General features: G+C 51.3%; 14 protein-coding genes and 1 riboswitch. Of the genes, 10 read left to right on the top strand and 4 right to left on the bottom strand.

The annotated features are described in order from the left end of the window. The first annotated feature begins 126 nt into the window (after positions 1 to 126). The 5 genes from QQK89_RS11110 (at position 127) to QQK89_RS11090 (ending at position 8,398) form a co-directional block, all read left to right on the top strand. Positions 127 to 1,116 (top strand): SLAC1 anion channel family protein, encoded by a 990-nt coding sequence (locus QQK89_RS11110; RefSeq protein ID WP_284238633.1) that lies wholly within the window; start codon positions 127 to 129, stop codon positions 1,114 to 1,116. Positions 1,117 to 1,239: 123 nt separating this feature from the next. After that, positions 1,240 to 1,413, top strand: coding sequence for a hypothetical protein (locus QQK89_RS11105; protein ID WP_284238632.1), 174 nt, complete (start codon positions 1,240 to 1,242; stop codon positions 1,411 to 1,413). 254 nt (positions 1,414 to 1,667) lie between these two features. Next, positions 1,668 to 4,418, top strand: a complete 2,751-nt coding sequence (locus tag QQK89_RS11100) for a peptidoglycan-binding protein (protein WP_284238631.1) — start codon at positions 1,668 to 1,670, stop codon at positions 4,416 to 4,418. Between the two features lie 14 nt (positions 4,419 to 4,432). Beyond that, complete coding sequence (locus tag QQK89_RS11095; RefSeq protein WP_284238630.1) at positions 4,433 to 6,451, top strand: hypothetical protein; 2,019 nt, start codon at positions 4,433 to 4,435, stop codon at positions 6,449 to 6,451. Positions 6,452 to 6,649: 198 nt separating this feature from the next. Then, positions 6,650 to 6,840, top strand: a riboswitch (Lysine riboswitch). A 166-nt stretch (positions 6,841 to 7,006) separates the two neighbouring features. Beyond that, positions 7,007 to 8,398: an amino acid permease gene (locus QQK89_RS11090; protein ID WP_284238897.1), complete on the top strand. Its 1,392-nt coding sequence runs from the start codon at positions 7,007 to 7,009 to the stop codon at positions 8,396 to 8,398. 83 nt (positions 8,399 to 8,481) lie between these two features. Here QQK89_RS11090 and QQK89_RS11085 read toward each other — a convergent pair whose 3' ends face one another. The 4 genes from QQK89_RS11085 to QQK89_RS11070 form a co-directional block, all read right to left on the bottom strand. Beyond that, positions 8,482 to 10,182: a DUF11 domain-containing protein gene (locus QQK89_RS11085; protein ID WP_284238629.1), complete on the bottom strand. Its 1,701-nt coding sequence runs from the start codon at positions 10,180 to 10,182 to the stop codon at positions 8,482 to 8,484. After that, on the bottom strand, positions 10,179 to 16,892 hold the full coding sequence (locus tag QQK89_RS11080) for a DUF7507 domain-containing protein (RefSeq protein WP_284238628.1): 6,714 nt from the start codon (positions 16,890 to 16,892) through the stop codon (positions 10,179 to 10,181). The genes QQK89_RS11085 and QQK89_RS11080 overlap by 4 nt, the downstream gene beginning before the upstream one ends. A 406-nt stretch (positions 16,893 to 17,298) precedes the next feature. Continuing rightward, positions 17,299 to 18,540, bottom strand: a complete 1,242-nt coding sequence (locus tag QQK89_RS11075; protein WP_284238627.1) for an MFS transporter — start codon at positions 18,538 to 18,540, stop codon at positions 17,299 to 17,301. A gap of 97 nt (positions 18,541 to 18,637) precedes the next feature. Beyond that, a complete protein-coding gene (locus QQK89_RS11070) occupies positions 18,638 to 19,507 on the bottom strand; it encodes an AraC family transcriptional regulator (RefSeq protein ID WP_284238626.1) in 870 nt (289 codons plus the stop codon). Between the two features lie 153 nt (positions 19,508 to 19,660). On the opposite strand from QQK89_RS11070, the gene QQK89_RS11065 reads away from it, so the two are divergent. The 5 genes from QQK89_RS11065 (at position 19,661) to QQK89_RS11045 (ending at position 25,881) form a co-directional block, all read left to right on the top strand. After that, positions 19,661 to 20,956 carry a Gfo/Idh/MocA family protein gene (locus tag QQK89_RS11065; RefSeq protein ID WP_284238625.1) on the top strand — a complete coding sequence of 432 codons (1,296 nt, stop codon included), beginning with the start codon at positions 19,661 to 19,663 and terminating at the stop codon, positions 20,954 to 20,956. 11 nt (positions 20,957 to 20,967) lie between these two features. Beyond that, positions 20,968 to 22,419: a glucuronate isomerase gene (gene uxaC / locus QQK89_RS11060; protein WP_284238624.1), complete on the top strand. Its 1,452-nt coding sequence runs from the start codon at positions 20,968 to 20,970 to the stop codon at positions 22,417 to 22,419. Continuing rightward, a complete protein-coding gene (locus tag QQK89_RS11055; protein WP_284238623.1) occupies positions 22,416 to 23,924 on the top strand; it encodes a tagaturonate reductase in 1,509 nt (502 codons plus the stop codon). Before uxaC ends, QQK89_RS11055 begins: the two co-directional genes overlap by 4 nt. Continuing rightward, positions 23,921 to 25,456 (top strand): UxaA family hydrolase, encoded by a 1,536-nt coding sequence (locus QQK89_RS11050; protein WP_284238622.1) that lies wholly within the window; start codon positions 23,921 to 23,923, stop codon positions 25,454 to 25,456. Before QQK89_RS11055 ends, QQK89_RS11050 begins: the two co-directional genes overlap by 4 nt. Positions 25,457 to 25,572: 116 nt before the next feature. Next, the gene (locus QQK89_RS11045; protein ID WP_284238621.1) at positions 25,573 to 25,881 is read left to right on the top strand and encodes a hypothetical protein; all 309 of its coding nucleotides are present in this window, start codon (positions 25,573 to 25,575) and stop codon (positions 25,879 to 25,881) included. The last annotated feature ends 60 nt before the right edge of the window (positions 25,882 to 25,941 follow it).

The raw sequence follows: 25,941 nt of genomic DNA, 5'->3' as shown, positions 1-25,941 counted from the left end.
ATAACGATAGAAACAACGATATTGATGAATAAATCCGATTTTCATACAATGGGGCCAGTGGGGGAGAGAGGATCAACGTTGTTGATTGCACTCCGCCTATCACATATAGAAAGTGGTGAATGTCCTATGCACATGCAATCTCTGGCTGCCGCACAGAAACCAAGCAAAATCGGTTCAATTGAATTTTTGCCCGTCAATCTATTCGCATCGGTTATGGGGATCTCCGGCTTGTCTCTTGCTTGGAGAGAAGCCGGCAAGCTATTTGGTACTTCCGCGGTAATCGCTGATATTTGCGGCATTCTGGCCATTATCATATTTGTAGCGTTAAGCATTGGCTACCTCGTAAAATGGGTGATGCATCCGCAAAAAGTGAAAAACGAATTTACCCATCCGATCTTCGGTAATTTTTTTGGCACCATTACGGTTTCCATTTTATTGTTGTCCTCTGTCATGGGCATTTATAGCCAAACGGCAGGACAATGGATCTGGATGTTTGGAACCGTACTGACTTTCGTTCTTAGTTTTGTATTTGTAGCACGTTTGTTGAAGGGCAACCTTAACCCGGAACATGTAGTACCTGCTTTGCTGATTCCCGTGGTAGGCACGCTCGACATTTCCGTTGCCGGCGGGAACATGCCATTTGCATGGGCGCATGAAGTGAACTTGTTATCCCTTGCAATCGGCGGATTTGTGGCAATCGTGTATTTTACCTTGATTATTTCCAGGCTTGTTCATCACGCTCCGCTGCCTGCGGGATTAGTGCCATCCATGATGATATTAATTGCTCCATTTGAAGTTGGATTTCTTGGCTATACGAATTTTGAGCAGCGCATGGATTCATTTTCATCGGTTTTGTTTTATTTCGGTCTGTTTCTGTTCCTTGTCTTGTTCTTTAAAGTATTCAAAAAAACGGTGCCGTTTGGCGCCTCCTGGTGGGGAGTAAGCTTCCCGATGGGAGCCCTTAGCAATGCCGCTTTGAAATACGCGATGTTCACGGATTCTTGGCCGTTAACCGCGCTTGCCGTAATCATATTGGCTTTGCTTAGCATCGTGCTGTTGGTTCTCTTTGTTCGCACGATTGGCATATTGTTGAACGGGGAACTTCTTAGAGGATAAGGTGATGGAGCGGCAGCCTACGGGCTGCCGTTTTTTGTAGCCAAATGATATTAGACGGAAGGACTTCTAATCGTTTACAATTGTTAGAAGTATTTAATAACAAGCGACAATGGAGTGGGTTTTATGTTTGTTTTTTTTATCATGGGGTTCGTAATTCTTATTCTAGTCATTCTCAATATGGATGGGAAAATGAAGAAGCAGCTGGAGAATGAACAGAAAATAATCGAACGGCTGGACCAATTGATTGAGATTCAGAAGGAAAGTCAAAACCATGGGGAAACGTCGGATCGAGAATAGTAACATCTAAAGCCGCATGAATTGCGGCTTTTTTCTTTTTTTATCCACTAAAAATGTCATCGTACACGAATTGGCGAAAGGTGTCTGGTATTGGTGAATCGGCGGGAAAGAATGTGACCGAAGGTGTAACTGAATTCATACTCGCGGTGCATGCGGCACGTGGTATCGTTTGCTATATTCATCTTGCCAATTGGGCGATTGTCCTATGGCGAATAGAGCTTGCCAAAATATTATAACGAATGGAGCCTCGTCCCATGACGAACGTGAAACGAATTACCGATCTCGTCGATTACCAAACCGTGTTGCCATATTCGAGCGAGTTGTTCGGAGTGCATCAATCGCTAATCGGCTGGAAATCGAAACGTGTACTCGATAAGCTCCAATCAGGCGCCAAGCTGGACAAGGGTGACTTGCTTCCGCGGCTTCAGCGTTACTTATCGAATCAGATGCCGATCGACATTAACGATGACTGCAACGTATATGCGCCGAACCTAGTCCCGGCTCCGTTCACCGGTCCGACGCTGAAGAAGCAGGATTCCATCCTGCTTCGCACGATCAGCAATAGGCTTCGCGAGAAAGGCGGTCTTCCGGAGAGCGCGGAAGAATGGAAGATGTTCGTCAACGATGATGAGCTCCGCGGCATATTGAACAATCACGTCATTGAGTATTACGCCTCAACCTCGATGACTCAGTGCAAGTTGATCGGCAGGAATAGCGAGAGCAATCCCGCGCTAGCCAACCGTCTCCGCGAGCAAAGCAAGGAAGACATCCGTACCGCGCTTGAGAACGAAACCACCATCGCCGGTGTGATCAGCGAACTGTTTAACAACGACCGGATGGCGGAGTTAATTCGGATCTTTTACACGAACCTTGACTACGATTTCAAGCAAGGATTCTATGACACGCTAGCTAAGGCCGAAACAGATACAGCCGATGATCCATACCTCACGTTCGACCCAAAGAAGGACGTACAAGATGTCTCGTTGTCACCTCTTGGCATCGTTCATTTATACCGGCAATATTTTTTCGAGCTAGACAGCTTTCTTGGAACGCCTACCGGCCATGTCTGGCTAAGTCCCGGTTCTACAGTCGAATTGATCGAGGTCAGCACCCGGAAGACGATCGTTGAGAGAACGGTTGAAACCTCGCTGGAGACGACGAAGAAAACCGAGACGAGCACGACAGATCAGGACGAGATTAGTGAAGCGGTCAAAGAAGACAACAAAGATGACTTGAAGCTTGGCATTACCTCGAATGTCAACCAATCCTGGGGGACTGGCAGCGCTTCAGCCTCCGCCAGTCTGAATATGGATAAGACGCAACAGCTAGCAAGAGAAACGACACATAAGAAGATGCGGCAGCAAAGCGAGAAGCTATCCAGCGAGATCCGGGAAAATTACAAGTCGACGTTTAAGTCCATTACGGAAACCACGGATACCTCCAGTAAGCGATATGTGCTGTCAAATAACACGGAGAAGCTGATTAACTACGAATTGCGCCGCAAGATGAGACAAGTTGGCGTCCAGGTGCAGGATGTTGGTACTTACCTTTGCTGGGAGGCTTATGTGGATGAGCCGGGCCAAAGCCTTGGCCTTGCCAATCTGATTCATATCGCGCAGCCTTCTAATCTGCTGCCGGTTCCTGATCAGTCCGAAATCTCAGTACCTGCGGACCAATTCATCTCGCTCAAGACAAATGCGGTATGGAACTTCGGCGATTCGCGGAAATACGGATTTGTCACCCTAGCGTTCATGGATCCTCCGCTACCGCCGGCAGGGTTCGATATAGTCAAGGAAACCGGAGTTTTTCAAGCTGCACAACTCTCCGGTTCAGGAGAAGACTTTACGGGCATCTGGGAGTTTGGGGCAAGGTTCAACGTAAGCGGCCAGATCGAGATCGGCGTCATCACCGGACCAAATGGTCTCGAGTGGGACGAACGGATTGATTTCGTAGTCGGCACCGTCGTGAAATGCACGGTAAGCACGGCTAAGCGGGCAGAGATCGACGCCGCGAATGCCGCGAGGAGGCAGAATGGTTACGTCGCCACCGCCGAGAATGACCGCATCACCAAAGAAACGTTCGTCAAGTCCGCAAAAGAGCGCGTCGAGCTTGCCCGCGGAATCGCGAAGCGTAATTATGAGGAATTACGGGAAGAGGAGCGGATTGTCGTTTATCGCAAGCTGATTAGCTCGCTCATGACTGGTTTTCAATATCATTCGGCAAGCGACAGCAGTCGGCATGTGCTCTCCGAACTGCTGCTGTCGATCTTCGACATCGATAAGATGCTCTATTTCGTAGCTCCGGAGTGGTGGAAGCCTCGTGCCTATCAGCATCTTAACTTGCCTGATCTCCAGTCGCAATTGGACGACAGTATTGTCAATTGGAGTGACAGTACCGTTCGTCAGGACAATTATCTAATCACGGAAAAGTCAGCGCCGGCGGCAATGGGCAGCTCGCTTGGCTGGCTGCTTCAATTGGATGGAGATAATTTGCGTAACGCGTTTCTGAATGCGCCTTGGGTGAAAGCCGTTATCCCGATCCGTCCAGGGAAGGAGCAAGCCGCGCTCAATTGGCTGCAAAATGCCAACGTTGAAGGTTCCGACGGGCTTGATGCTTCCTACGCCGCAACGGATGACGAACGGATAGCCATTCGCGCGAGACTTGGAATAGATCCCGCCGCGGACGTCACGATAAGGCACGCGATCGACTACCTTTGTCTCGAAGTGGCTGACAAGAACAAAGAATCCAACACGGTCAAGAAGTATCCGAACACAGAAATTAACGACGACAATAAAGTCCATTCCACTCCTGTGGAGAAAGTATTCGAGCATGGCTTCTACCCTTTGCAAGGGGGATTTCGCGCAGATCCGAACAGCCAGAATCCCGATCCTAATAATACGGACCGGCATTTCCAAGTCTTCGATCAATGGATCGAAGTATTGCCTACAGATCAAATCGTGCCCGTAGAAGTCGTCTACGATCCGAAGACCGGGCGGCAGATCTGACGGGAGGAAGTCTAATGGACACGAAAGATATCTTTGTTGGTCCTTTGCTTCGGCGAGCGCAGGAGGATCTCGTCGTCATCTGTCTGGCTGTCTTCAAACCGGTCAACCTTATCTTCTCGGTCAGGGAACACGGCAAGAATCACTGGCTTGGGCATGACAATATGCCTATTGCTATCCAGGTATCGCAGACACTGTATGTTTATTTCGGTCGAGTGACTCCTAGCGAAAGTGGCAAGAAGTTCCCCGTTCGAACGCTGCTCGAGTACGGCATCGGCGTGCTGGGTCCGAACGAGGCAGAGAAAGCGGATTACGAGTCATTCGAAGCGATCGTCGCGACGGACGGACTTGGCCTTGCTTACGACGGGCACAAGCTACCTACTTTCTTCTTGCAGAGCCCATCACAGAAGCTAAACGTATTATACGGATCCTGTCGCAAAATTCATGACGAGCACGGGGGCAAGCTAGATGCACTGCCCAATGGCGACAAGCTCATTGCCGAGCACGTGAACGATCTGGATAACAGGCCTGCCGTTCTCTGTCTAGGAGGTGACCAAATCTATGCTGACGACGTGGATCCAACCGTCCTGGAAGAAGTCATGGCGCTGGCGAAGCGGATTGAAGGCTCTGATCCCGAGAAGTTGCCAATTGCATCGAGTTTGCCCGGAATCGGCAGGAGGAAGGACTTCGTTACCAAATACGCCAAGTTCACTTCAGGGGATAGCGTTAACCATCTGGTCACGTTCGCCGAATATTTAGCCATGTACGGCCTCATGTGGAACAAGAATAATTGGAAGGTTCCCTTAGGCGCTATGTCTTCTTTCACGAGTAGTCTAGGGAATGTAAGGCGGCTACTTGCTAATATCCCGACTTACATGATTTTTGACGATCATGATATCACGGACGATTGGAATTTATGCGTCAGATGGCAGAAAGAGGTAGGCAAGGCACCGCTCGGCAAAAGGATTATCGCAAACGGTTTGATGGCTTTCTGGCTTATGCAGGGATTTGGGAATCAACCGGATTTGTACACCGACAAGAAAGTTTACGATATTGCGGACCGGATTAGTAACCGCAACAAGAATTACGAACAAGCCGAAGAGTTGTTCTGGGGATTGCGCGATTGGGAGTTCTTTACTCCTACCTACCCATTCATCTATTTTCTCGACACTCGGACGCAGCGCGGCGTGAAGGACGGGCTGCATGGCAGCGACGAAGGCGCTCCCGCTTATCTGAAAAATCATCTTTCTTGGTCGGCAACCAATGAAATGTTAAATGTCTTATTGAAACGACAGAACCGCGATTGGCCGCTCGTTCTAGTGGCCGCGGCGCCAGTGTTCGGTTTTAATTTGATAGAGGAATCGCAGAATGCCATATCCGCAGTAGCCGGACCGTATTTCTTGGATCTGGAGAGTTGGTCGGCAAATCGCCAGCATTTCTTATTATTCCTTAATCTGATGGCTGACCGAGACGTCGTTATTCTGTCGGGAGATGTCCACTATGCGTTTACTTCGACGATGAAATCGGTCGTATATGATGATCAATCGTTGAGAAATATGATCAAGTTGCTGGCGCCAGGAACAACGTTCCCCAAGGTGCCGCGCGGCTCATCGCCCACATACGAACCGCTATTGTCTGCACGGTTCCTGCAGCTAACGAGCAGTGCACTCAAGAACTATGCGAAGGGAAAAATTACCCAATCAACAGCCAATCTGTCGGGTTTGGGTTCTGCCTTGATTTTGACAGAAGACGGAAGTGTCCTAGCTGGCATTCCGGAGAACGGAGGTTTCACGATGATTGAATGGGATCTCGCCGAAGCACGAAAAGTTGTCGTGAGAAGGACGAAGGAAGAAGTGAAGCCGGCACGGCTCTTCAGGCAACGTGTGAACGACGCAGCCAACTCCAGATACGTCGGTGAACATAACATAGGCGTGGCATCCTTTCAGGGCAGAACGGTGACCAATTACTTTTACACGGTGAACGGCAAGGAATCGGAATACACATGGAATTTCGCGAACGGCAGTACTTGGGATTGAACAAAGAGGAGATTATCGGGAGTAGTTTCCTTCTTCCAAAAATGAAAATATGTAAACCTGAAGCTGGCGCCTGTCGTGTCAGCTTTTTGCTTTTGTTCAAAACGCTGATTTGGTTGTTTTATCCATTGATTTATTAGTCAACAGTCCTTTATTATAGGTCAATGTCAATTCAATTAAATAGTAAATCCTCATCACCATGGATGAGGTAGAGGTCGCGATGCTAATGAGTAGATCGGGGGAGGTCCAGTACAAACCACGGATCCCGGTTGAAAGGTATCATCGCCGAAGCTGTCCGGTATACTGACCGCGACTCGCTGGGGCCGTATCCGAATAGGAACGGAACTGTCATATTGCTTCAATCAGCGGCAATATGTTGTGCTATCTTGATAGATGGAAAATGGGGAAGATGAAGCGGTCTTTCTTGGTTTTGCGAAGAGAGGCGGCTTTTTTGCGTTATAACGCTGCTATTATTGGGACACTATTGGAAACGTAGATAAGGGAGAGTTTAAGTTCGTGAAAGAAAATAAGTTACGAAGAGGTCTGAAATCCAGGCACATGACGATGATTTCCCTTGGCGGATCCATCGGTACGGGGCTATTCCTGGCGAGCGGGGGAGCAATCCATGACGCTGGTCCGGGCGGCGCACTGCTTGGTTATTCCATTATCGGAATCATGGTTTATTTCCTGGTGACCAGCCTTGGCGAAATGGCAACTTACATGCCGGTATCCGGCACATTCAGTACGTACGCAACAAGATTCGTAGATCCATCCTTAGGGTTTGCCCTTGGCTGGAACTATTGGTATAACTGGGCTATAACGATTGCGGCAGAGTTGTCCGCTGCAACGTTGATTATCAAATTTTGGCTTCCGGGCAGTCCGTCATTCCTATGGAGCGCGCTGTTCCTGGCATTAATGGTCGGACTGAACCTGTTGTCCGTTAAAGGTTACGGGGAGTCCGAATATTGGTTCGCGATGATTAAGATTGTTACGGTTATTGTATTTATCGCTATCGGTCTTCTTATGATCGTAGGCATCTGGAAGGGCGACGCGGTAGGCTTCAGCAACTTTACGGCAGGCGACGCTCCGATCTCCGGCGGCTGGCTGGCCGTGCTCGGGATTTGCATGGCAGCGGGCTTCTCGTTCCAAGGGACGGAACTTGTTGGTATCGCAGCGGGGGAGTCCGAGAATCCGCGGGAAAATGTTCCGCGCGCGATCCGCAGCGTGTTCTGGAGAATTCTGCTCTTCTACATCCTGGCGATCTTTATTGTCGGCATGCTAATCCCGTTCACGACAGATACGCTTGCTGACGACAGTGTCGCGGCAAGTCCGTTTACGATTATTTTCGAAAAAGCCGGCCTTAGCGTTGCTGCATCGGTAATGAATGCCGTTATCTTAAGTTCCGTTCTGTCTGCCGGCAACTCCGGCATGTATGCTTCCACCCGTATGCTGTGGGTATTGGCCAAAGAAGGGAAAGCTCCCAAGCTATTCGCGAAGCTGAATAAGCGGGGCATTCCGGTGTACGCTTTGCTTGCTACCGCTGCAGTTGGCATGCTTGCATTCCTTGCTTCCTTCTTCGGCGACGGACAAGTGTATATTTGGCTGCTAAACGCGTCCGGCATGTCCGGCTTTATCGCATGGCTCGGGATTGCGATCAGCCATTACCGCTTCCGTAAAGTTTATGTCGCGCAAGGAAATAAAGTGGAGGATCTGCCATACCGTTCCCTATGGTATCCGTTTGGACCAATCTTGGCCGGCATCATGTGCATGATCGTTATTATCGGCCAGAGCATCAGCGGCTTCTCGGATGGCAAGGTAGACTGGATGTTCCTGCTCGCTTCGTATATCGGCGTTCCGTTCTTCCTCGCCATTTGGTTAGGTTACAAATGGAAGTACAAAACAAAAGTGTTAAAGCTCGAAGAGTGTAATTTGGACTCCTCGATCGAATAGACAAGTAAAAAGCAGAGGCCGCTGGCCCAATGTCATTAAGTTAAGAGCTAACTTTATGACGTTGGCTACTGGTCTCTGCTTTTTTATTCGATATTTGGATCAACAGGCAAGATTAGTTCATTCGACAAGCTTTCGCCCGTGCACGTACTGTCTTCATAATGGCAGCGGTAGCGCGCCGTGAAGCGCGTGACGACTTGCGAGAGCGATTCGCTCTCAATCGCCGAAATCTCCGCAATCTCTTCTGAGTCCGATACATAAATCCAATAACTGACCGTCACCGCGTAACCAGGGGCTAAGACACCTAAATTCAAACCTTCTGAAGAGGGAAAGGAAGGGATCTGACTGCCATTGATTTGCGGGTCGAGCAGATAGAAGCCTCTTGGATAATCACTCCGGTATAATTGCACATCGGCCGCAAGATTCCCGTTATTGTGCACAACAACGGAGAAATAGACGGAATGCTCAGCCTCATAATACATCGGCGCAGCATGGGCCACGACCGATAGGACCGGACTAAAGATGTCGGTTGTTACCGGATTGGACACTGCATTTTGATTAACTACTCTTCCATCCGTCAGTCTGTACGTATAAATAACTTCTACTTGATTCCTGGTTTGCGGGTAGTTCGCGCCGGAGCTTCCGCCTTGCACTTGATAAGTAATAGTAGTTGTCGAGCCGGCTAATAAAGTGCCAAGCGGAAGGCCGGCCGCAAGAGAGGTTCCTTTGCGAGGTACGCCGTCAATCTTTACGCTCTCCGGCAAGAATACCGTGCCTTGCGGAATAAGACGGATCAGATAGGCATCTACGGCAAAGCTGTTCTCATTCGCAATCGTTATCGTGTAAGTCAAGCTTGAGCAGAAGGAAGCTTTGGTTCGATCCACCGCTAAATTTACTGTCAATGACGGAATAGTAACGCTTAGAATAAGCAGATTAGCGAGCGTACGGTACACCGTTCCGTCCACGGTATATTCGATAATGGCCTGGAACGGAATTTGCGTCTCGGCAGGCATTTGCGCAAGCCGGATGGCAACCCTTACCGATACCGTGGTCCCTGGAGGCAAGTAACCGATATAGATGCCCGCCGTTGGATCAATCCATGGCACGAGTACACCGTCAATAACGACGCTGCCCGGTACAAATTCGAAGCCTTCGGGAAGCGGGAGATATACGATAACATTTTCCATAGGCAGCAAGCCGTCATTCCGGATGACCAGATCGTAGAAGATCACATCTCCGAGGAAAGTTACGGGCGTGCTGAGAGTGGCGTGGGCCTCGAGCTGAAACGGCGCAACGGTTAACGTAATTCGATTGGAGAGTACCGAATCGGAGATCACTCGGCCATCCAGTGTCGTAAAGGTATAGAGGAGTTCCCCTTGATTCTGAAAAACATGCGTTTCCGGAATCGCAATGACAATCGCTTGGAATACGACTTGAATAGATATGCCTACAGGAATAGTTCCGAGCGGGATCCCCGTAAGCGGCGAAGCCCCCGGAAGGGGGGCGCCGTTCAACAATACGCTGTTCGGAATAAACGATAATCCGGCCGACAATCTGTCGATGAGCTGCACTTCGGCTGCCCGGTTCCCGGAGTTGGCGATGTTAAAGGTAAAGGTTACGGTCTGATTCCGCGCAAGCTTCGTTGGAGTTGCGCTCTTCTCCGCCGTAAGGATGGGACCCACTAGGGGAGTCAGCACTGTATTGGAATAGGCGACACCATCATAGGCACCGCTGCTGAACCGGACAAGAGTCTGGTTCAGCAGCTTGAAATTACTGTTTGGGCTCATATTGTGACCACCTGCACATTGAAGGTGACCGTCGAGGAAGCGCCGGCCGCAATCGATCCGATCGAGATGCCTGTATTCGGATTGGCCGTAGGCCGCGGCGTCCCGTCAACCGTCACGCTGCCGTCTACGAATACGGTTCCGGTAGGTACAGGGTCGACCAGAATGACATTGTTGACCGTCGCGATTCCGTTATTCGTTACTACAATGGTATACGTAATGACGTCGCCAACGACGGCGTCGATGGCTGTCGTGCTCTTGACGACGGAAACATCCGGCGAGGATACCGGGATGGAAAGCGTATTGGAAGTGACCGTGCCGGTAATCGTTCTGCCGTCCGGTACCAAATACGAGTAGCTGCCGGTTGCCGTATTGACAAGCCGCTGGGAAGGCGGCAGCGTCTGAATGATGACTTCGTAAGAGACGTTAACAACAACCGTTTGGCCCGGATTAACCGTACCAACCGAGAAACCGGCGGACGGGTTGGCTCCCGGCTGAGGAACGCCGTTCACGAGTACGCTGTTTGGCACAAAGGCGCCGCCAGATGGCACCGGATCCGTCAATGTGACTTGAGCTGGAAGATTGCCGCTGTTTGTAATATGCAATTCGTAAGTGACCGTATCGCCAACCGTTGCATTGTTTGTATTCGCCGTCTTCTGAATCGCAATAATGGCTTGGTATACCGGCAATACGACTGTATTGGAGAACGTCGATCCAGAGAAAGCGCCGGATGTGAAGGTCGCGCTTGCTTGGTTGCTGAGTTGAGCCGGAGTAGGCAACGACACAATCGTTAAGTTAAAGGTAATGGTAGAGGTCGCGCCAGGTGCGATGGTACCGATCGAAATACCGGCAGCAGGCGAAGCGCCAGGCCGCGGCAACCCGTCTACGGTGACGCTATTGGCGACAAATACCGAGCCTGCAGGTATGGCATCAGCAACCACAACGTTATTGATTGGAGCGATACCGCTATTGGTAACGCCAATGGTGTAGGTAACGGTATCTCCAACTACAGCAGTTGGAACGGACACCGATTTCGCTACAGCCACGTTAGGCGCAGATACTTGGATAACAAGCGTATTGGAAGTGAGCGATCCGTTCAAGGTACGTCCGTCCGGCAGCGTGTACGAATAAGTCGCCGAAGCTTGGTTCACAAGCTGTTGGCCGACAGGAAGCGATTGGATCAGCACGGAGAAGGACACGGTTGACGACGTGGTCACATTGCCAAGCGGAATACCTGTCGATGGATCGGCCCCCGGTACCGGCTGACTATTGACGATTACGCTATTGGGAACAAAGACGGTGCCCGCAGGGATCGTATCGGTTAAGGTAATATCCGCGCCATAGTTGCCTGTGTTTGAGATCGCCACGGTATACGTGACCGTGTCCCCAACGGTCGCATTCACTGCGCTCCCTGTCTTCACGGCCGAAAGAATCGGTTGATACACCGGCGTTGTAACGGTATTGGAGAACGTCACTCCCGAGAAGGTACCGGAAGTAAAGGTGACGGAGGACTGGTTGTTCAGTACAGCCGGCGAAGGCAAGGAAGTTACGAGAACATTGAAAATAATGGTGGTCGTTGCCCCAGGCGCGATCGCGTCAATGATGACGCCGGTTGCCGGATTGGCTGCCGGCCTTGGCGTGCCGTCAACGGTAAGCGAACCGGTAACAAAGCTGGAGCCCGCTGGGATCGGGTCCGTGAATAAAACATTCGATATCGATGCAATCCCGCTGTTCGTAACGGTAGTCGTATAGGTAACCGTATCGCCAATGGATACGGCGGTTGACGGCGTGCTTTTCACAACGGTGGCATTTGGGGCGGAGACAGGGAAAGTAACGGTATTGGACACGGCCGTTTGGTTAAACACCCTGCTATCTGGCAAAGTGTAAGAGATGGCCGCCGTTCCGGTATTGGACAACTGCTGCGGCGTCGGCAACGTATCGATAACGACGGAGAACATCACGTTGGCCGAGGCACCAGCGGCGATGGAGCCGACCGGAATTCCCGTCACGGGATCCACGCCGGGAACAGGATTGCCGTTTAGCAAAGCGCTGTTAGGGACAAAAGATGTACCTGCCGGAATATTGTCCGTTACCGTTGCGGTTGCGGGATAATTGCCGCTGTTCGTCAGAATTAAGGTATACGTTACCGTCTGGCCAACGGAGGCATTGGAAGTGCTGGAGCTTTTGGCCACGGTAATAACCGGCAGGTCGACAGGCGTAGATACGGTATTTGAATAAGCAATGCCCGAGAAGGCACCGGAAGTAAACGTAACCGTAGCGGTATTGTTCAGCACAGCCGGATTAGGAACGGAATTGACGCTGGTGTTATACGTGATGGTAGCCGTGCCTCCGGGCGGGATGGAGCCGACCTGAATGCCTCCGGTTGGGTTAGCGCCCGGCAATGGCGTTCCGTTAAGCGTTACCGTTCCGGGAATAAACGAACTGCCGGTTGGCGCAGGGGCGGTAAACTGCACATTGTTAATCGCCTCAATCCCGCTATTTGTTATGACGCCGGTATAAGTAATCGTATCGCCGACAGTGACAACGGTATAGTTCGCTCCCAATACAACGCCTACGTTTGGCGCGGATACCGGGAAGCTGACCGTGTTGGAATTGACTGAGCCGGTTAAGGTGCGCCCATCCGCCGGCGTATAAGTATAGGAGGCCGTTCCGGTGTTGCTTACAACTTGAGGCGAAGGAAGGGAAGTGACAACAACACCAAAGGTGACCGTAGTTGTAGCGCCTGGCGCAAGTTGACCGATATCGATGCCGGTAATCGGGGAAATGCCAGGAAAGGGCATTCCGTTTACGATGACGCTGTTTTCCGTAAAGGTTGTGCCTGCCGGAATCGTGTCCGTGACGACAACTGCCGCTGCCAGGTTGCCCGTATTCGAGACGGACAAGGTGTAGATAATGGAATCGCCAAGCGTTGCGTTGCTGGTACTGGCACTTTTGGCGACTGCGATTTGCGGCTGCGTGACCGGAGTAACTGTCGTGTTGGATGCGGATGTTGCCGAGAAGGTGCCGGATGTAAAGCTAGCAGTCGATTGGTTCTGGATCTCAGAAGGGATTGCCATCGTTATGATCACCTCAAAGGATACGGTAACCGAAGCACCTGGTGCGAGGCTACCGAGAGATATGCCGGCTACGGGAGAGGCCGCCGGCTGTGAAACGTTTTGAACCAAGACGCTTCCGGGTACAAAAGCCGCATTGGATTGAAGCTGGTCACGAAGAACGATATTGTTCACCGGAGCAATGCCGTTATTCGTCATTACGGAGGTGAAAGTCATCGTGTCGCCGGTTACGGCCACGGTTCGGCTGGCGCTTTTGACAAGCGCGACGTTCGGCAGGGCAACAAGCACGGTCACCGTATTGGATAAAGCAGACCGGTTAACGATATTTCCATTGCTCAGGGTGAAGGTATAAGCGGCAGTTGCTTGGTTCACTAGTTGCCTGCTGGCCGGGTAAGAGACAATATTGACGACATAACTGACAACCGCCGACCCGCCTGCCGGGATTGATGCGATGGGAATGCCGGTTGCAGGACTGACGCCCGGAGTAGGAACGCCGTTGACCAGCACGCTGTTGTCGACAAATACGGCTCCGGTCGGAACCGTATCCGTTAAGGTAGCGGATGCGGCCGTATTCCCCGTGTTGGATAGCGTAAAGCTGTAAGAGAACGTATCGCCAACCGTTGCGTTAATGGTGCTGGCGGATTTGCTTATGGTCACAACAGCTTCCGATACCGGAGTTGTAACCGTATTGGAGGTGGAGGTGCTGGTGAACGCTCCGGAAGTAAAACCTACGCTTGCCGCATTGCTTAGACTGCCTGACGCGGGAAGCGAGGTGACGCGAATCTGGAAAGTAACGGTAAAGGTTGCTCCTGCATTAATCGAGCCTAACGCAATACCTGCATTTGGATTGGCCAGCGGAGAAGGGGAGCCGTTGATCGTAACGCTGCCCGCGACAAAGGTTGATCCTTGCGGAACCGGATCGGACAATACCACATTCGTTACCGGAGCAATGCCGTTATTCGTAACAAGTAAGGTGTAAGTCAGAACATCTTGTACGGCAGCAGCCGTATCGCTCGCTGTTTTGGTAATCGTTACGTTGGGTGAAGAAGCTGTGATAGAGACCGTGTTTGAGCTGCTGTTGCCGTTAAGTATTCTGCCGCTTGGCAAGGTATACGCATAGGTGGATGTTGCTTGGTCGACCAATACCGGAGGTGAAGGCAAAGTGTTCAATAAAGTTTGGAAAATGATTGTTGTCTGGCTGTTAGGCGTCAAGCTGCCGATAGCGATACCGGTGAGCGGTGAAGAAGCGGGACTAGGCGCGCCATTAATCGTCACGGAGCCTGGCACAAAGCTGGATCCTGCCGGGATATTGTCAAATACGGTGACGGTAGCTGCCAAGTTGCCGGTATTCCTAGCAAGGATGATATAAGTGATTGTATCGCCAACCGTCGCCGCTGTTGTACTCGCCGATTTGGTGAGCGGAATAACGGGCTGATAGACCGGCGTTGTTGTGTTGTTGGAGGCCGCCGTACCGGAAAAAGTACCTACGGAATAGGAAACATTGGACCTGTTAATTAGCTGCGAACTTGAAGGCATGGAGCTGACCAGTGCTTGTAAAGCTACCGTTACCGCACTGTTGGCAGCAACGGTACCTACGGCAATCCCGGTTGCCGGATTTGCTGTTGCGTTAGGGATGCCATTGATCGTCACGCTGCCTGACACAAACGTGCTGCCAGCCGGTAGAATATCCGTCAATGTGACATTCGTAACGGCTTCCGATCCGTTGTTTGTAATGACTGAAGAGTAGGTAAGCGTCTCGCCGACGGCAACATCCGTTACATTCACGGTTTTTGCGAGCGTGACGTTTGGCAGAGACACCGGAATGGTCAGCGTGTTGGACGCCGCGGATCCGGATATCGTACGGCCATCCGGAGGCGTAAACGTATAGGTTGCCGTTCCTTGGTCCACGAATTGCGGCGGCGAAGGCAGAGAATTCACTTGGACGTCGAAGGTGACGGTTGATGATGCCCCTGCCGCAATCGATCCGATTGCAACGCCAGCCGGAGGGTTAGCGCCTGCGATGACATTCCCGTTCACCCGGAACGTACCGGTAATAAAGGAGCTTCCCGTAGGAATGTTATCCGCAAGCGTCACGTTTGCGGCAATATTGCCCGTATTCGAGACGACTAACGTATAGGTGACTGTGCTTCCGACCGTTGCCGTCGTCCGATTGGAACTTTTGGCAATCCCGATAATCGGCGAATAGACGGGAGTGGATACCGTGTTTGACGGGATAACGCCGGTGATGACCTGCCCACCGGCTACGCTCTGGAAAGTGAAGGCAGCTTGCGCGCTGTTGGGCACTAGGAACGTACTTGGCAGAGAGGTGACTTTCGCTTGGTAAGTTACGATCACGGAACTGCTCAAGTTCAATGCCCCTAAGGGAGCCCCTGCCAAAATATCATAGGTCGGGCGGGCAACCCCGCCAACGGTTACGCTGCCGGTAACAAACGTTAGACCGGTTGGCAATGCATCGGTTAATACGACGCTTGCCGCGTTGGCCGTGCCCGAGTTGCTTACGGTTACGGTATAGGTTACCGTATCTCCAACGACAACGCCTGAGACGTTGGCGCCTTTTGTGACGGTAATCGTAGGAGAGTTGATATTAATCTGAATAGCATTGGCGTTTACGACGTAAGCATCCCCGGAAGTTGTCAGAATAAGAACGGCTGAAGACTGGTTGTTGATGAGACGCGCGGATACGTCCACGTTCGTAATATCCCAGCCTTGTCTTCCTCCCGAAATATTGGAGCCTGGTGCGCCATTGGTTTGATTTCGCGTGCCGAAAGTGCCGGTTGTATTCAAGTTGCCTGCATCGTTGTTGATCTGGGAGGCGAAAAAGTTGTTCGCAAAGTTATTGGGTCCAGACAAAGCAACGGCTGTACCGCTTGTTGGACCAAATAGCGCCTGGTCGCCAGTCCTGTTCGCATCGCCTTCCTGGGCGCTGAACAACGCTCTGCCGCCTAATGCGCCAGAGATCGGAGTCGCAAAGCCGGTTAAGGTTGTGGATACGGGCCCGGAGTCGGCTTGAACAAGAACGGCGCCGGCACGCAGCGACATGTTGCGGAACGGAAGCGTTGGATTCTGATAGATGACGCCTAATGTCCAACCGCAATGGTTGGCGGTGGAATCGCTAGGAATAACGATAGTCCCTACGACATTCCCGGTTGAATACGTACCTGCGCCGCCCTGCGAGATCAGCGTCGTGACATTGGCGGAACGTACATACGCAAAGGCGCCGTTCCCCAGGTTGACCTGATTGCTGGTCGCCGAATCCGGCGTGACGTTAAAGGTTCCGGCTGGCGTCGTGAACGAGACCGCGTTGTTGATGAACGCGCTAAGATCTACCGTTCCGTTAATGTACGAGCCGCCCCAGATTAACTCGGCGTACAGAATCGTACTGCCCGCCGGCAAAGTCAGGATGGCAGCGGAACGGTTGCTTGCATACGCGCTGGTCGTGCCGGCAGGATATGTACCGTATACGGACGAGGTATTGGTCGTTACGAACGCACCGATACTATCCAGGGTTCCGGGTGCTCCCGCCGTATCGGAACGGCTTAAACCAAGCGTATTTCCCGTAAAGGAAATCGCCCCGGTCGCGTTAAATGTGGCACGAGTGACAAGAGGAATCGGTATCACCCCCTCTGGTTCGCTTGAATCTGTTTCAACGAGGGCAGAAACAGCTGTTTTATAACTACTTTTTCATACATATGAGCCTTTAAGCATTACAATTCAAAAAAATGCTGTTGGAAATAAATCAGTAGCGGTGTTGTTCAAGCCATTTCATGGCGGGAACGATGCTCGAACATGGGGCGGAACGATCCGAATAGCAGGCAAAAAGCCTGCTGCAGGTGGTGCGATGCTCGAACGCAGGGCGGAACGATCCGAATAGCAGGCAAAAAGCCTGCTGCAGGTGGTGCGATACTCGAGCGTAGTGCGGAACGATCCGAATAGCAGGCAAAAAGCCTGCTGCATGCGGCGGAGGGCATTATTGTTTGAAAATACAAAAAGGGTCTGTCTCTTCGGGAGACAGACCCTTTACTAATTAAGTGCTGACCGTGCGCGGCTGCGCACTGCTCGCCGGAACCCGGTTATCTTTGTTGACCAGGGAATGGACATAGAAGGAAACGACGGATACGGCAGCCGTGATTACGGCAAGCCAAGCAACGGGCGTCAAGCCGCCGCCATCATAAAGCCCGCCCATCATGTACGGCCCAAATACCCGTCCGGCTGAACCAATGCCGCCGGTCAGTCCGAGATAGAAGGGAGCGTGTTTCCCGCTGTTCTCGCTTAGAAAGGCCGGAATGGCAGGCGCGATAAGCATTTCGCCTAATGTGGTCAAGATCATGCCCAGCACCATTCCCGCAAAGCTGTGCATGGCCAGTATAACCGCATAACCGCTTAAATAAAAAATAGCGCTGGCTGTCAGCTGGGCTTTGATTGAGCTCGCAGCCATACGTTTGATCAGATTGGTAACCGGCTGAGCGACAAAAATGAGAATGCCGTTAAGCGTCCAAAGATAACCAAACATATGCTTCGACATCCCTTGCTCGATGATAAAAGGAGAGACGCCGGTATTCCAGATGCTGTTGCCGAGATTAATCAGCATGCCTCCAAGCGCCATGAACAGGTATAACCTGACATCGGTAAGCAGATGCCACAAGCCGGTTTCACTCTGGGCTCGTTTCTTCTTCATTAAAGCTTCGCTATCGTTGCCGCCTGCGCCAACCCGTTTCAAATAGAAAAGGAAGAACAAGGCGAACACGCCCGAAGTAACGCCATTTAATACAAAGCTAAGGGAATAGGAGACTTCGGCGAGAAATCCGCTGAGTGCAGTTCCTATGGCTACACCGATATTGTTGGCGATATAGACGATGTTAAAAAGCTCGCCGCGCTGCTTCGCGAAACGGAACCCGATAAAAGCTTGAATAGCCGGCATGGAAAGGGCATTAAACAAGCCGATCAAGCCCATCATGCCGATAAATACATTCCAATTATGGCTAAGGACCGGTAAGAGCAGCAAACCTGCCGCATTTAATGAAAGGGAGCCGATAATAAGCTTTTTCACGCCTACGCGGTGATAAAGCGCGCCGCCAAGCAGTTGACCGGCAATGCCCCCTATGGATTGCACCAGTATAACCAGACCGGCGTCTGCCATGCTGCGGCCAAGCTGATCGAACACAAACATCGTGACAAGCGGCCACATGAGCGAACTGCCGATTGCATTAATAAGACTAGCGGTAAGAAAAACTCTTATTTCTTTCGGATATTGCGATAATACTCTCATTGTTGTGATAAACTCCCGGATGTTAATCTTGATGCAAGGTTTCTATTATACCTTAAGAGCCGCGCAAAAGACGAAGGATATTTTTTCTCTAGCGGTTTTATCCTTTTTGTCCATATTGATTCCGATAATCGCGGGGCGACAGCCGGACATGGGTCTTAAATACGCGTTCGAATTGGGACAAGCTTTCGAATCCGACATCGGCGGCGATTTCGGTAATCCGTTCATCCGTTTCTTTGAGCTGCTGCTGCGCTTCCTTGACGCGGGTAATCCCGATATATTCGGTCAAGCCAAAGCCCGTATGCTTCTTGAACGTGCGGCTGAGGTAGCTGGTGCTCAAGTGAAACTGGCGGCTTAAACTGTCTAGCGTAAGTGGCTCGCGAAAATGTCCGGCGATATAACCGGCAATCTCCATCGCTTTTGCGGCAGCCGGAGAAGGCAGGGAAGAGCCTTCCTCCGCCTCCGGCTTACTGTTGATGGCGTGGCGGGCCGCGAACAGGAGAGCTTCGGCAACGGCATGGCGAATCGGCATTTCATGTCCTTGCGGTTGATCCTGTACCTCTTGCAGGAGACCGTACAGCAATTGCTCAAAGCGCAGTCGTTCCTGATGGGTTAACCGAAAGACTCGCCTCGAACTTAGAAAAGGCGACAGCAGCAGCTCGGCTTCTTGCTTGCCGAATTGCTCGAAATATTTCTCATTATAATAAAGCACGATTCGCGCATGGTTAGGTACTCCGGTATCGGATGTTTTATGCAGCTCATTGCCCGGAATAAGAACCAGATCGCCGGCAGCGATCGGATAGGTACGGTCCCTAATGAAATACTGCCGTTCCCCGCTAAACAAATAATAAAGCTCATACTGTCCATGAATGTGCTCAACGGTCATATTGAAATGCCCTTTGCGCTTGTTGTATTCCATAAAAAACAAATCCTCTGCGTTTCCGTATATCAATTCGTTATCCAATTGCATAAGCGTGATAGACCTCCTGAAATGAATGGGCCAAAATGACAAAATATGCGGTATGGAATTAATTCTAGCATAGATTGCGGAGATATTGAGCAAATATTGCTGTACATTTGGCATATAAGAAATCCATTCCAGCAATGAGGAGATGTCTATTTCATGTCGAACAAAAAAACGTACGTGCAAGTCGGAACCGGGGGGCGCGCGGAATTTTTCTACGGAGCGATTGCGACGACTTACCGCGAGACATCGGAGCTGCTCGCTTTTTGCGATATTAACCAGACCCGCATGGATTACGCGAACAAACTTTTGCAAGACAAATTCGATTATCCGGCCGTGAAGACTTATAAAAGCAATGAATTCGAACAAATGATTGAAGAGATCAAGCCGCAATTCGTTATCGTCACTACGGTCGACCGCACGCATCATCAATATATTATTCGCGCGCTCGAACTAGGCTGCGATGTCATTACGGAGAAGCCGATGACGGTTGACGAAGAGAAATGCCAAGAAATTCTCGATGCCGTTGAGCGGACGGGGCGCCAAGTTCGCGTGACGTTCAACTACCGTTATGCTCCGCATCATACGAAAGCCAGGGAGCTGATTGAAAACGGTACCATCGGCGATGTAACTTCCGTTCATTTCGAATGGCTGCTGAATACGCAGCATGGCGCGGACTACTTCCGCAGATGGCATCGCGATAAGCGCAACAGCGGCGGACTGCTTGTCCATAAGTCGACGCATCACTTCGACCTCGTCAACTTCTGGATCGGCTCCGAGCCCGATACCGTGTTCGCGATGGGAGATCTGCTCTTCTACGGACGGGACAATGCCGAGAAACGCGGCGTTACGAAGTTTTATGACCGCGCCACCGGCAATCCAAACGCGGAAGGCGATCCGTTTGCGCTGCCGCTTGATAACAACGAGCATTTGAAGGCGATGTATTACGACGCGGAACCGGAAGATGGTTATCGCCGCGACCAGAGCGTTTTTGGCGACGGGATCTCGATTGAAGATACGATGAGCGTGATGGTCCGCTACAAGAACAAAGCGTTGCTCACGTATTCGCTTAACGCTTATCTGCCATGGGAAGGTTACCGAATTGCGTTTAATGGGACAAAAGGCCGCATCGAAATGAACGTAATCGAACAGTCCTACGTCAATTCCGGCGGGGACAAGGCGCTCGAAGGCGCCGTTCAAGGCGTAAATATTATTGTGTTCCCGATGTTTGGGGAAGCGTATACGGCGGACTTCGAGGAAGGAGAAGGCGGTCACGGCGGTGGCGATCCGGTGCTCTTGAACGATATTTTTGGCGTGCCGGTTGAAGACCGCTTCAAACGCGCGGCTAACCACATCGACGGGGCGCGTTCCATCCTGACGGGCATTGCGGCTAACAAATCGATCCGTACGGGCCAATCGGTTAAAGTCCAAGACCTGGTACGCTTTTACGAATAGGAGGAATTCGAATGAAGACTTTTATGGATGATCAATTCCTATTAAACAGCGAAACGGCGGTTCAACTCTACGAGAAATTTGCCAAGCCGATGCCGATCATCGACTATCATTGCCACTTGGATCCCAAGGCCATCTACGAGAACAAACCTTTCAGCAATTTGACGGAGGTGTGGTTGTATGGCGATCACTACAAATGGCGGGCGATGCGGGCGAACGGAATTGCTGAAGCGTATGTGACCGGCGGCGAAGGCGTCAGCGATTATGACCGATTCCTCGCCTATGCCCGTACCGTGCCGATGGCGATTGGCAATCCGCTGTATCATTGGTCTCATTTGGAGCTAAGACGGTTATTTGGAATCGAAGAGATTATTAACGAGAACAATGCTCCGGCCATTTGGGAAAAAGCAAATAAATTGTTCGAAGGCAAAGGACTGACGCCGCAGGAGCTGGTGCGCGTATCAAATGTCCGGGTCGTATGTACGACCGATGATCCGGCTGATTCGCTGGACTATCATATTAAGCTGATGGAAGAAGACCGCCACGGCTTCCAGGTGCGCCCTTCGTTCCGTCCGGATAAGGCGCTTGAGATTAATCGCGATACGTTTTTGCCGTGGATCGGCCGTTTGCAGGAAGCTTGCGGCTACGAAGTAACGGATTACAAACGGCTCCTTCAGGCATTGAAGGAGAGAGTTGCGTTCTTCCATCAGACGGGCTGTCTGCTGTCCGATCATGCGATTGATACGGTTATGCATGCGGATGCAACGGAAGAGCAAGCTGCTGCCATCTATGCCAAAGCGCTTCGCGGAGAAGCGGTAAGCCTGGAGGAAGAAGCGCAATACAAGACGTTTACGCTTGTTTATTTGTCCCGCCTGTATGCCGATCATGGATGGGCGATGCAGCTTCATATTCATGCCCACCGCAATAATAATTCCGCGATGATGAGAAGCCTTGGTCCGGATACCGGTTACGATTCGATCAACACGGGGCAATTGGCGGGGCCGCTTGTCAGACTGCTCGACAGCATGGAAGCAAATGGCGGATTGCCGCGCACGATTCTGTATTCTTTGAACGCATCGGATAACGACGTGCTCGCGTCCATTATCGGCAGCTTCCAAGACGGTACAATTCCCGGCAAAATCCAGCTTGGTTCGGCATGGTGGTTTAATGATACGATTGACGGCATGCTTGCTCAGATGAAGTCGCTTGCGAACATGGGGCTAATCAGCCGGTTCGTCGGCATGTTGACCGATTCTCGCAGTTTCTTGTCGTACCCAAGGCATGAATATTTCCGCCGTATTCTATGCAACTTGCTTGGCGACTGGGTAGAATCCGGCCAAGTGCCGGCCGATATGGAATTGCTCGGCACAATTGTTGAAGGCATCTGCTACAGCAATGCCGAGCAATATTTCCGTTTTGGTTCGGAAGCTGCCAGCATTAACGTGCAGGCGGTGGTTGCGCAATGAGTCGACTGACGAACGACTTGCCCAAGCTCAGCTATGCGAACCTATCGGAAGGAGAGGCTTCATCCTATGACCGGATGAAGTCTTATCCGGTTAAGGTGCTGCAGATCGGGGAAGGTAATTTCCTCCGCGGTTTTGTGGATTGGATGATACACCGCTGCAATAAGCAAGGGTTGTTTGAGGGCAGCGTTGCCGTATCTCAGCCGCGGCCAACGGGCGCACAGAAGCTGCAAGAGCTGAAGGAGCAGGATGGTTTGTATTATCAGTGGATCAGAGGATTGTATGAAGGTGAGCTTGTTGACCGGCGCGAGTTGATCTCCGTCTTTTCTGACTTTATTGATCCGTATCAGGAGTGGGATCGTTTTCTCGCGCTTGCCGCTAGCCCGGATCTGGAGCTAGTCGTATCCAATACGACGGAAGCAGGACTTGTCTATCAGCCAAGCGAATGGGCGCCGGATAAGCCGATATTATCGTACCCCGGCAAGCTGACGCTGCTCTTGTATCGTAGATTTGAGCATTTTGGCGGCGACCCGTCAAAAGGACTTCTTCTCTTGCCTTGCGAGCTTGTGGAGCGCAACGGCGATAAGCTGCGTGACATCGTTGTGCAGCATGCAACGGATTGGAAGCTGCCGGAAGCTTTTGCAGACTGGATTCGGGAGCATAACCGGTTTCTCAATTCCTTAGTTGACCGTATTGTGACGGGATTCCCTGCGGAAGAAGCAGACGAACGTTATGCGGAATGGGGAATGAGTGACCGGTTGCTTAATGCGGCTGAGCCTTATCATATATGGGCTATTGAAGGCGAACCTGAACTTGATGAACGGCTTCCGCTCGCGAAGGCGGGACTTAACGTCGTATGGACAAATGACTTGTCGTCCTATCAGCTTCGCAAGGTGCGCATTCTGAACGGAGCGCATACTTGGATGGCGGCTTACGGACTGTTGAACGGATTGAGCGAAGTTAGAGAAGTTGTGGAGCACCCGGTATATGGCGAGCAACTGCGGAATGTGATCTATAATGAGATCATTCCTTCTGTGCCTCTGCCGGAAGCAGAGATGAAACTCTATGCCGAGCAGGTGCTGGAACGTTTCGCCAATCCTTATGTCCGTCATAAGCTGGCGGATATCGCCATGAACAGCTTCTCCAAATTCAAGGTGCGTTTGCTGCCGACGCTGACGGCTTATTATGATCGCACACGCGAGCTACCATCACTCCTCGTTCAATCGTTTGCTTCCTTGCTTGCCATGTATCGCGTCAAACAAACCGAACAAGGCACTTATGCCGGATGCCGGTTGGACGGAAGTACGTTGCTTATTCGCGATGATGCCGCTGTATTAGCGGAGCTTGCGCAATTATGGGAGAAAGTGGATAACGGCGAGCTCAGCGTCATAGAGCTGCTGTCGGATCTAATCGGGCGCAGTTCATGGTGGGGAAGAGATCTTCGCGAGTTTGACGGTTTGCTCGAACAATTAATTGCGGAGTTTGACCGGTTGGAGGAGAAGGCATGAGGAATGCGATGATTACAAATGCAACACTCCTTCACCATCAGGATGATGTCGTGATCGCGCTGCGGGATATCGAGCCAGGAGAGATTGTAAGATGGCCCTCAACGGAAGGAAGCGAGCAATCCGTTACCATTCATGAAGCAGTGCCTCGTGGGCATAAAATCATGATTCATCCGGTAGCCGCAGGCGCGCACGTCCATAAATTCGGCTACTCGATTGGAGTAGCCAAAGAAGACCTAACACCAGGCAATTGGGTACACACGCATAATCTCCGGACCGGCTTAGGCGAGGTTCTGGAGTATGAGTATAAACCCAAAGCGGATTTGGCAACGGCTGTTCAGACTGACCAAACCGCTTGGCCAACCACCTTCCAAGGCTACGTCAGGGAAGACGGCGAGATCGGTATCCGGAATGAAATCTGGATTATTAATACGGTGGGATGCATCAATAAGACTTGCGAGACGCTCGCTAGGCTCGCCGGTCGGCAGTTTGAAGGGCAAGGAATCGACGGCGTGTACCATTTTCCGCATCCTTACGGCTGCTCCCAGCTTGGCGATGATCTTGCGGCAACGCAAAAGCTGCTCTCCGCGCTTGTCCGGCATGGCAATGCGGCAGGCGTGCTGGTCATTGGGCTTGGCTGCGAGAATAATCAGATCGATGCCTTCAAGAAAGCGATTGGCGACTATAATCCAGATCGTGTCAAGTTCCTGAAATCGCAAGAGGTCGAGGATGAACTCGAAGAAGGGTTGAAGCTAATCGAGGAGTTAGTCGACTATGCCGGTCGATTCAAGCGTCAAGAGCTTCCGCTGGCGAAGCTTAAGATTGGCCTCAAATGCGGCGGTTCAGACGGGTTTTCCGGCATTACCGCTAATCCGCTTGTTGGCAAGGTGGCGGATGCGATAACTGCGGCCGGCGGTACGGCATTGCTTACGGAAGTACCCGAAATGTTTGGAGCAGAGACGATTCTGATGGACCGGGCGGCTGACGAGCAAGTGTTCCAAGGGATTGTTAGCCTCGTTAATGATTTCAAAGGGTATTTCATTCGACACGGACAAGAAATCTACGAGAATCCTTCACCGGGCAACAAAGACGGCGGGATTACAACCTTGGAGGAAAAGTCGCTAGGATGTACGCAAAAAGGCGGCCACGCAACGGTTACCGACGTCCTGCCGTACGGTGAACCTTCCCGGAGACCCGGACTTAACCTGGTACAGGCGCCGGGCAATGATCTCGTATCGGTGACGGCTTTATCCGCGGCTGGCGCGCATATCGTCTTGTTCACGACGGGACGCGGCACGCCGTTTGGCGGTCCGGTACCAACCGTAAAGATTGCAACAAACACGCAATTGGCGGAACGCAAGAAGAATTGGATCGATTTCAATGCCGGCCAGCTGATCGAAGGCAAGCGGATGGAGGAGCTCCAGGAAGAGCTGCTCAAGCAGATTATCGAACTGGCTTCCGGAATGCGGGAGACCAATAATGAACGCAACGGCTTCCGCGAGATTGCGATTTTTAAAGACGGCGTTATTTTATAGTTAGTCATGCCCAGGCGGCCATTTTTGTTGGCAACCTGGGTTTTTCCGTTTTGAAGGACGCCCGCAAGTCATGTATACTAGTAGGCACTTACTTATGAAAGAGGAGGCCTATTCCCATGAGCCAGCGTTACCGCATTACTAGATCATTAAAGGAAAGTGGCAATGTGCAGGATCTGACCTTGGAAGAATGCAAGCAATTGTTTGAATCCAGAGCGGAATTCGAATATACTTCGGTATTTACCGTCAAAGGCCCGGAAAGCACGATGTCCATTGAAGGCGATTTCTTCATGTGGAGCTTCGGCGATGTAAAGATTCCATTCCGGCTTTATGGCGGCGACCTGTATGTATCGGGCAGCAACGAAGCGGTTATACCGAAAATGCTCGAGGTTGCAAGCGAACTAGAAGCGGATATAGTGGAAGGTTAAAAAAGGGCTATCCCGTCATTAGGGACTGACCCCCATTTGTGAGACAGGGATCAAAACACC

The sequence above is a fragment of the Paenibacillus glycanilyticus genome, assembly GCF_030161375.1.
In the GTDB taxonomy this organism is placed as follows: domain Bacteria; phylum Bacillota; class Bacilli; order Paenibacillales; family Paenibacillaceae; genus Pristimantibacillus; species Pristimantibacillus glycanilyticus_B.
Note: the sequence above shows the minus strand (reverse complement) of the source record. Positions and strands in the feature narration are given on the sequence as shown.

What these genes read in the sequence shown, in the direction of transcription:
- QQK89_RS11065 (WP_284238625.1), top strand. Translation starts at nt 19,661, where the DNA reads ATGTCGAACAAAAAAACGTACGTGCAAGTCGGAACCGGGGGGCGCGCG.
- QQK89_RS11075 (WP_284238627.1), bottom strand. Translation starts at nt 18,540, where the DNA reads ATGAGAGTATTATCGCAATATCCGAAAGAAATAAGAGTTTTTCTTACC.
- QQK89_RS11085 (WP_284238629.1), bottom strand. Translation starts at nt 10,182, where the DNA reads ATGAGCCCAAACAGTAATTTCAAGCTGCTGAACCAGACTCTTGTCCGG.
- QQK89_RS11070 (WP_284238626.1), bottom strand. Translation starts at nt 19,507, where the DNA reads ATGCAATTGGATAACGAATTGATATACGGAAACGCAGAGGATTTGTTT.
- QQK89_RS11055 (WP_284238623.1), top strand. Translation starts at nt 22,416, where the DNA reads ATGAGTCGACTGACGAACGACTTGCCCAAGCTCAGCTATGCGAACCTA.
- QQK89_RS11045 (WP_284238621.1), top strand. Translation starts at nt 25,573, where the DNA reads ATGAGCCAGCGTTACCGCATTACTAGATCATTAAAGGAAAGTGGCAAT.
- QQK89_RS11090 (WP_284238897.1), top strand. Translation starts at nt 7,007, where the DNA reads ATGACGATGATTTCCCTTGGCGGATCCATCGGTACGGGGCTATTCCTG.
- QQK89_RS11105 (WP_284238632.1), top strand. Translation starts at nt 1,240, where the DNA reads ATGTTTGTTTTTTTTATCATGGGGTTCGTAATTCTTATTCTAGTCATT.
- QQK89_RS11110 (WP_284238633.1), top strand. Translation starts at nt 127, where the DNA reads ATGCACATGCAATCTCTGGCTGCCGCACAGAAACCAAGCAAAATCGGT.
- QQK89_RS11100 (WP_284238631.1), top strand. Translation starts at nt 1,668, where the DNA reads ATGACGAACGTGAAACGAATTACCGATCTCGTCGATTACCAAACCGTG.
- uxaC (WP_284238624.1), top strand. Translation starts at nt 20,968, where the DNA reads ATGAAGACTTTTATGGATGATCAATTCCTATTAAACAGCGAAACGGCG.
- QQK89_RS11095 (WP_284238630.1), top strand. Translation starts at nt 4,433, where the DNA reads ATGGACACGAAAGATATCTTTGTTGGTCCTTTGCTTCGGCGAGCGCAG.
- QQK89_RS11050 (WP_284238622.1), top strand. Translation starts at nt 23,921, where the DNA reads ATGAGGAATGCGATGATTACAAATGCAACACTCCTTCACCATCAGGAT.